Source organism: Pseudomonas sp. S37 (assembly GCF_016658545.1).
GTDB lineage: Bacteria > Pseudomonadota > Gammaproteobacteria > Pseudomonadales > Pseudomonadaceae > Aquipseudomonas.
In genome coordinates this window covers 1-6,882 of sequence record NZ_JACVZC010000183.1, presented here as the reverse complement: position 1 = coordinate 6,882, position 6,882 = coordinate 1, and the positions used below count along the sequence as shown (strand labels likewise).

The window sequence follows — 6,882 nt, the reverse complement described above, 5'->3', positions numbered from 1 at the left end:
CGCCTTCGGGGGGTGCCGCGGCCCCGTGTGTGGGGGCGGCCTTGCGCCGCGATGGGCTGCAAAGCAGCCCCAGGGCCCTTAACCTTCACCAATAACTTCAACCACTTCGATCACCTGCTCCCCCACCGGCCGCCGCCAAACCACCTCATGCGCCTGGTCCTGCGCATCCACAAACCGCACCCGGCTACCAATCTGCACCTTGCTCTGCGACGTTGCCGCCGGCACCACCTGCGCGCTTTGCACTCGCGCACTGAAGTAGCGCAGGTCCCGTTCGGTATCGGCCAGCCGCTGCTTGTCGCCGCGCTCGCCCTGCGCCTGCAGTTCGCTGCGCAAGGCATTCAGTTCGGCCACGCGCGTTTGCAGCTGGCGCAGGCCGCTGGCTGTCACGTAGTTGGGTTGGTCACTGACGCGCCGCTCGACCGGTTGGTCGGCCTGGGCGGCGGCCTGGTCTTCGTTGACGAATGCTCGGCTCATGAAGGGCCTCCTTGTGCAGAAGACCATCATGGCAGGCCACAGGTTTAAAGGAATGTCCGTTTGCGACTCAATTGTGGCGATAGGCCTTGGCCGCGTCGCGGTCCTTTTCCTGTTGCCAGTCGCGGTCGCGCTGGTCCCAGAAGCGCTCGTGGTACTGGCGCTGTTCTTCGCTGTTCTGCATGGCCTGGCACTGGCGGAAGCCATCGTCCCAGCCGGTTTCGTACTGGCGCTCGTGCAGGTAGCGTGGCACGTCCTTGCGGAAGTTGCCGACCATCATGCCGGCCGCCTGGCGACCACTGCCGCAGCCGTCCTGGAAGCCATCGGCATAGGCGGGGGGGTAGCCGTGATTGAGCATTTGCTCGTGGGTGGTCTCGCAACCCGACAGCAACAACGCGATGCACACGCCAAACCAGTACCGCGACATAGCCACAAAACCCTCCAGTTGATGCTGGCAAGTCTAGGTGGCGATTTGTCGGGGAGGTGTCAAAACAGTGTCAAAGAGTTGGTTGGGGCACACTGAGAAGCTTCGGCACGCTCGGTGTAGGAGCGGCCTTGTGTCGCGATAGGGCCGCAAAGCGGCCCCGGCGATTTCTGCGTGAATGCTGAATTTGGGGGCGCTTCGCACCCCGATCGCGACACAAGGCCGCTCCTACAAAGTGCGCGGAGGCCTGATTAATAGTGATACCACTTCAACTCCAGCATCACCTCGTTCTGCGCTGTGGCCAAATGGCTGAACCCGCGCGAAGCACTCAGGCGCAACCCCAGGTTCTGGCTGATCTCCCACTGCTGGTTCAGGCTCACACTGCGCCGCACCTCGCCATTGGTGAAGTAATCACCCTTGGCTTCCAGCGTCATGTTGCCCAGCCCGTTGCGCCACAGCAGCCCGCCATTGAACCCCGCCGCCGGGGCAATGAATTCGGCGAAGTCGTTGTGGTGCTCGACCCGCACCGTGCCCAGGGCAAAACCCAGCAAGCCATCTGCCAACTGCCAGGTACCGCCGGCGCCGCCATTCACATGGCTCACCAGCACCTCGTCATCATGCTTGCCCGGCACCCGCTCCAGGCCGCCGGCCACCTGCCACGACCAAGGCTTGAGCAGTGCGTTGCGCGGGGTCAGCGAGCGGATGGTGGCCAGGTCCAGGCGCTGTACCTGCCAGTCGTTGCCTTCGTACTGGCGCACCTTCAGCTGCAGGATTTCGATCTGCGCGCCCAGCGGGAAGCCGTAGGCGTTGTCGTTCAGGTCGTGGTAGGCCATGCGCAGGCCGTATTCGGCATAGGCGCGGTCTTCGCGGGTGCCCACGCCCAGCTGCCAGGTGCGTGAGTCATGGCCGTCTTCAGGCAGGCCGGGGCGCTCGATCTGCAGGGCAGGGGGCGGGTTGCTGTTGATCGCACGCAGCAACTCGAAGCTGCGCTTGGCCTGCCCAGGGTCGCGCTCCTGGCCATTGGCCCGGTAGCGCTCCAGGCGATACGCGGCATCCTGCACCAGCGCCTGGCGTTCGCGGGGCAAGGCTTTGAAGTCGGGGCTTTGCAGCTGCGCGGTGTCGGCGCTTACGGCCAGCACCTGGCGCTTCTCGTCATGGTCGAGCGGCTCGGCGCGGGCCAGCAGTTCCCGTTCGCGCGAGGGGCGGTAGGTTTCACTGGCGACCATGCCCGACTGCTTCACGGCCTTCACCGTGTCGGTGGGGATGGCGGTCAGGGGGAACTGCGACGTCAGGTCCAGGCTCGGTCGGGCCACTTGCAGCAGCTCCAGCAGGCGATACGAGCAGTTTTCGTCGAAGAAGAAGTAGTCGAACTGGATCTGCTTCAGCTCCCATACGTGTTCGACCATGCGCCCGGTTTCTTCCGGGGTCAGGTCCAGCTGGTATTCCCACAGGTCGCGGTTTTCCAGGCTGCGGTATTCGGAGAGTTTTTCCTGGTAGGGCATCATTGCGAACAGCCCCGGGTAGCCACCCATCAGGCCTTTCCAGGCATACAGGATGCTGTTGTCGCTGCCTTCGATGTACGCACCGAAGTTGATCGCGTAGCTCAGCAGCGTGGTGTCGTCGCTGCGGGTGTTGGACTGGTCGATGCGCAGCAGGGTGTGGCCGAACATCGACGACGGGCTGTTCAGGTAGGCCGCCGGGAAGATCAGCGCGGCGCTGTGCGGGTCGATCGACTTGTACCAGGTCTTGAACTCCTGGCAGTCCGGTTGCGGCAGGTCCTGCAGGTTCAGTTGCTCACGCAGCCAGCGGGTGCGCGCCGGGAACACGCACTGGGCGTGCTTGTCGCCGAGGCTGGCCGGCGCGTACAGCGCTTGAACCGTGGCTTGCAGCTCCTGGTCGGGGTGGTGGGCGCCGTCCTTGGCCAGGAAGAACGCATCGTCGTCCACATAGCTGCGCCAGCCACCGAGCTTGGCAGTTTCGTAATGGCCCAGGGCAATCCAGTAGGGGGTGTTGGCCAGTTGCTGGAGACGGCCTTGATCCAGCACGGGTGCAGCATGAACGGGGGCGCAGGCACACAGCGCCAGGGCAGCGAGGCGTTTGAGCATATCGGGCAACTACTTCTGAACGATGCCGAAAAAGGCGAAACCCGCCCCAGGGGTGGGGCGGGAGCAGCAGTGCTTAGGCCTCGGTAGCGTATTTGGCCAGGCGTGGGTCGCTCTTCAGAACAGCCAGGGTGTTGCTGTGGACAGTTTCGGCAGTGACGTCGGCGCTGCTGAAGATCTGGCTGAAGTGCTGGTGGGTGACCGAGTTGAAGTAGACGCGGTCTTCCGGGGCCACGCCGAGTACCACGGCGTAGGTGGTCAGCGCTTCACCCTGGCCCATGGCCATGTCTTCGGACAGTTCGTTCATCATGCCGTTCATGGCGAACCAGGACTTGCCGCCGTAGGTCAGCGAAGCCTTGGTCGAGCAGCCGTTGGTGCCGGAGGTCATGCCGAAGGTGGCGTTACCGGAGGTGCCGTTGGTGGTGGAAGCCAGGAAGTGAGCCGGCGTGCCGCGCTGGCCTTCGAACAGCATGTTGCCCCAGCCGCAGTTCGGGCCGCCTGGCGCTTCGGCCATGGCGTTCAGCGAGACCACGGTGAACAGAGTACCCAGAAGAATCCGTTTCATAGCATTTGTTCTCTTTGTCTTAACCAAGGGTCAGGGTTTCTGGCAACTCGGTTGCCAGGTCGGGAAAGCATTTCACCCACCCGCGCAGCTTGGAGTTTAGGCACGATCTAAAGGTTGCGTTGTTGATTGCGAAAAATTTGCTGTTACATGACCTGCACTGGCTGCGACATGCTGCGACATAAAGTCCCGTGGAGCCTTGCAAGGCGCGCGCGGGCAGCGCCAGAATGCTGCGTATCTGCCCCGCCGAAGTAAGGAAACCCAATGCCCGATCCTGTCGCTGCGCGCCTGCGTCTCGCGCCTGAAGCCCTCACCCGGCGCTTCTCGCCCGAGCAGTTTGCCTTTACCAATACCGACGATCTGGAGCCGTTTCGCGGAGTCCTGGGCCAGGAACGTGCTGTCGAGGCCCTGCAGTTCGGCGTGGCCATGCCGCGCCCTGGTTACAACGTGTATGTGATGGGCGAGCCCGGCACCGGGCGCTTTTCGTTCGTCAAGCGCTACCTTAAGGCCGAGGGCAAGCGCCAGCAGACCCCGGCCGACTGGGTCTACGTCAACCACTTCGACGACACCCGCGAACCGCGCGCACTGGAGTTGCCTTCCGGTAGCGCCGCGGCGTTCATCGCCGACATGGGCGGGTTGATCGACAACCTGCTGGCAACCTTCCCGGCGGTGTTCGAGCACCCGTCATACCAGCAGAAGAAGGGCGCCATCGACCGCGCCTTCAACCAGCGCTATGACCGCGCCCTGGATGTGATCGAGCGGGCGTCGCTGGAGAAGGACGTGGCCTTGTACCGCGATTCCAGCAACGTCGCCTTCACCCCCATGGCCGACGGCAAGGCGCTGGATGAGGCCGAGTTCGCCCAGCTGCCGGAAGCGGTGCGCGAGCAGTTCCATGAGGACATCGCCCAGCTTGAGGAGCAACTGAACGAGGAACTGGCCAGCCTGCCGCAGTGGAAGCGCGAGTCGAACAACCAGCTGCGCCAGCTCAACGAAGAAACCATTACCCTGGCCCTGCAACCACTCCTGGCGCCGTTGTCGGAAAAGTACGCCGAAAACGCGGCCGTCTGCGCCTACCTGCAATCGCTGCAGTTGAACCTGCTGCGCACGGTGGTCGAGCAACTGGTCGATGACAGCAAGACCGACGCCGTTGCCCGCAAGCTGCTCGAAGAGCAGTACGCGCCCAGCCTGGTCGTGGGCCATTACGCTGACGGCGGCGCACCGGTGGTGTTCGAGCCGCACCCGACCTACGACAACCTGTTTGGTCGTATCGAATACAGCACCGACCAAGGCGCGCTGTACACCTCGTACCGGCAGTTGCGCCCGGGCGCGCTGCACCGGGCCAATGGCGGCTTCCTGATCCTCGAAGCCGAGAAAATGCTGGGCGAGCCGTTCGTGTGGGACGCGCTCAAGCGTGCCTTGCAGTCGCGCAAGCTGAAGATGGAGTCACCGATCGGTGAACTGGGCCGGGTCGCCACCGTCAGCCTGCAGCCGCAGATGATCCCGCTCAACGTCAAGCTGGTGATCATCGGCTCGCGTCAGCTGTACTACGCGCTGCAGGACCACGACTCGGACTTCCAGGAGATGTTCCGCGTGCTGGTCGACTTCGACGAAGACATGCCGATGGTCGACGAGAACCTGGAACAGTTCGCCCAGTTGCTGCGCACGCGCACCAACGAAGAGGGCATGGCGCCGTTGACCAGCGATGCGGTGGCGCGCCTGGCTACCTACAGCGCTCGCCTGGCAGAGAACCAGTCGCGCCTGTCGGCGCGTATCGGTGACCTGTTCCAGCTGGTCAGCGAAGCCGATTTCATTCGCCAGCTGGCCAGTGACGAAATGACCGACGCCGGGCACATCGAGCGTGCGCTGAAGGCCAAGGCCACCCGCACCGGGCGTGTGTCGCAGCGAGTGCTGGACGACATGCTCGCCGGCATCATCCTGATCGACAGCGAAGGCGCGGCCATCGGCAAGTGCAACGGCCTGACCGTTCTGGAAGTGGGCGACTCGGCATTCGGTATGCCTGCGCGTATTTCGGCCACCGTGTACCCGGGCGGCAGCGGCATCGTCGACATCGAGCGCGAGGTCAACCTTGGCCAGCCGATCCACTCCAAGGGGGTGATGATCCTCACGGGTTACCTGGGCAGCCGCTATGCCCAGGAGTTCCCGTTGGCGATCTCCGCGAGCATTGCGCTGGAGCAGTCCTACGGTTACGTGGACGGTGACAGCGCCTCGCTGGGCGAAGCCTGCACGCTAATCTCGGCCTTGTCGCGCACGCCGCTCAAGCAGTGCTTCGCCATTACCGGCTCGATCAACCAGTTTGGTGAAGTGCAGGCGGTGGGTGGGGTCAACGAAAAGATCGAAGGCTTCTTCCGCCTGTGCGAAGCCCGTGGCTTGACGGGCGAACAGGGCGTGATCATTCCGCGTGCCAACGTCGCCACGCTGATGCTGGATGAGCGTGTGCTGCAAGCGGTGGAGAATGGCCAGTTCCATGTCTATGCCGTGAGCCAGGCTGACGAGGCATTGAGCCTGCTGGTGGGCGAAGAGGCTGGCGTGCTTGGCGAGAACGGGTTGTTTACCGAAGGCAGCGTCAACGCCCGGGTGGTCGAACGCCTGCGTGAAATCGCCGAAATGATCAGCGAGGAAGACATCGAGAAGGCGGAAAAGGAACGCCTGGAAGAGGTGATTGCCCAAGCCAAACCGGCCTGAGTCAATAAAACGGCGCTGGCGGCGAAGTGCTACCGTTCAGCGCCGGTTTTCCATCTTTCTGTGCTGTTCTTCTATGCTGGAACTTAAGGACGGTACAGTGTTCAGGATGGAGACAGCCTGAGGGTTTCGGGCTGAACAGGGCTTATTGGAGGGGACGCGGCCATGCGCAACCTCAGCCTCACACGCCAGTGCCTGGGCCTGGTGACCCGCATCGAATGCAGCATTCGCCCACTGGCCGGGGACAACGGCATGTGGACGTTGCTGTTCGCCGCCGGCATGGCCGGTGAACAACCCTCCGCGATCAAGGCACAGGGGCCGTTTCATGGGCCGTTGGTGGCCGAGTCGGTGCTCAATGCCATTGTCGATAGCCTGACCCTGCATGGGTACCAAGTGGCCGAAGATCCGCAGATCTGGTGTTTGCACTTGCAGGCGCAGTTGCGGCGGATCAATGGTGAGCGGTGCCGGAACCTGGGGGATTACCAGTTTCATCCGGAGACCTGAACGAATGCTGGGGCCGCTTTGCGGCCCGGTCGCGACACGAGGCCGCTCCTACAGGGGATCGCAGTCTCTTGTAGGAGATTACCCAGCCCTCCCGGGCTGCGCTGTCGCGCAGCAAACAT

At 63.4% G+C, this 6,882-nt stretch carries 6 protein-coding genes; 2 read left to right on the top strand and 4 right to left on the bottom strand.

Translation table 11 applies throughout. The annotated features are described in order from the left end of the window. Nucleotides 1–78: 78 nt before the first annotated feature. The 4 genes from IAE39_RS28560 to IAE39_RS28545 all read right to left on the bottom strand — a co-directional run bounded on the left by IAE39_RS28560 (nucleotide 79) and on the right by IAE39_RS28545 (nucleotide 3,562). Entirely contained in the window at nucleotides 79–474 is a 396-nt protein-coding gene (locus tag IAE39_RS28560; RefSeq protein WP_201207813.1) for a transcription elongation factor GreAB, read from the bottom strand. Nucleotides 475–541: 67 nt separating this feature from the next. After that, nucleotides 542–898 (bottom strand): hypothetical protein, encoded by a 357-nt coding sequence (locus IAE39_RS28555; RefSeq protein WP_201207814.1) that lies wholly within the window; start codon nucleotides 896–898, stop codon nucleotides 542–544. 248 nt (nucleotides 899–1,146) lie between these two features. Beyond that, nucleotides 1,147–3,000, bottom strand: a complete 1,854-nt coding sequence (locus tag IAE39_RS28550) for an Lnb N-terminal periplasmic domain-containing protein (RefSeq protein ID WP_201207812.1) — start codon at nucleotides 2,998–3,000, stop codon at nucleotides 1,147–1,149. A gap of 73 nt (nucleotides 3,001–3,073) precedes the next feature. Then, complete coding sequence (locus tag IAE39_RS28545; protein WP_201207811.1) at nucleotides 3,074–3,562, bottom strand: DUF3015 domain-containing protein; 489 nt, start codon at nucleotides 3,560–3,562, stop codon at nucleotides 3,074–3,076. Between the two features lie 261 nt (nucleotides 3,563–3,823). Here IAE39_RS28545 and IAE39_RS28540 point away from each other — a divergent pair, with 261 nt between their 5' ends. Together IAE39_RS28540 and IAE39_RS28535 are read left to right on the top strand one after the other, a co-directional pair. Then, nucleotides 3,824–6,262: a Lon protease family protein gene (locus IAE39_RS28540; protein WP_201207810.1), complete on the top strand. Its 2,439-nt coding sequence runs from the start codon at nucleotides 3,824–3,826 to the stop codon at nucleotides 6,260–6,262. 162 nt (nucleotides 6,263–6,424) lie between these two features. Further along, a complete protein-coding gene (locus IAE39_RS28535) occupies nucleotides 6,425–6,763 on the top strand; it encodes a PA4575 family protein (RefSeq protein WP_003247487.1) in 339 nt (112 codons plus the stop codon). Nucleotides 6,764–6,882 lie beyond the last annotated feature (119 nt).